Annotated in this window: 1 protein-coding gene and 2 pseudogenes; all 3 read left to right on the forward strand. The window is 74.5% G+C overall.

The features are described from left to right. Positions 1-97: pseudogene (locus tag B7L92_RS43315) on the forward strand (polysaccharide deacetylase family protein); the annotation flags it as partial. A gap of 18 nt (positions 98-115) precedes the next feature. Continuing rightward, positions 116-295, forward strand: a complete 180-nt coding sequence (locus tag B7L92_RS37825) for a hypothetical protein (RefSeq protein ID WP_081241614.1) — start codon at positions 116-118, stop codon at positions 293-295. Positions 296-328: 33 nt separating this feature from the next. Continuing rightward, a pseudogene (locus B7L92_RS37830) lies at positions 329-585 on the forward strand (peptidyl-tRNA hydrolase); the annotation flags it as partial.

Genomic DNA, 585 nt, shown 5'->3' on the forward strand with positions numbered 1-585 from the left:
GCGGGCGGTGCGGACGATCGTCCCGGAGCTGCGCCGCAGGGGCTACCGCTTCGTGAAGGTCTCCGAGCTGATCGCGACGGCGGGCGGACGGGGCTGAGCGCCCTACGCTGGACGCATGGACGACAACGACTACTGCCTGATCGACGTGTCCAGGCCGCCGAAGGCCGACGGGCCGCCGTACGCGGAGTGCGTGCTGTGCCGGGAGCCGACGGAGTACCCGGAGTCGTACAAGGGCGTCACCCTGTGCCCCCTGTGCGAGTGGCGGGAGGCCGAGCGCACCTCCTGCTCGGGCTGACGGCGGTGTGCGGCGGGTTGGCAGACTGGACCCGTGAGCACTGATCAGAGCCCTGCCGCCGACAGCCCCTTCCGCCCCGCCCCCGGTGCCCGCGACGCGGCACCCCAGTTCGTCCTGCCCCTGGTGGTCCGCATCGAGCGGGCGGCGCCCCCGTCCCGCACGGACGCGCTGGAGACGGCGGCCCGCGCGGTCCTGGTGATGCTGGCCGACGGGCGTTCGACGGGCGAGGGCGTGTGGGCGCGGGCGATGCGCGACTGGCAGGACGCCCGGATCCGCAAGGTGGTGCGCCG

Source organism: Streptomyces viridosporus (assembly GCF_002078235.1).
GTDB classification, from domain to species: domain Bacteria; phylum Actinomycetota; class Actinomycetes; order Streptomycetales; family Streptomycetaceae; genus Streptomyces; species Streptomyces viridosporus.

Excerpts from the sequence above, each read along its gene's own strand:
- B7L92_RS37825 (WP_081241614.1), top strand. The coding sequence starts at position 116 with ATGGACGACAACGACTACTGCCTGATCGACGTGTCCAGGCCGCCGAAG.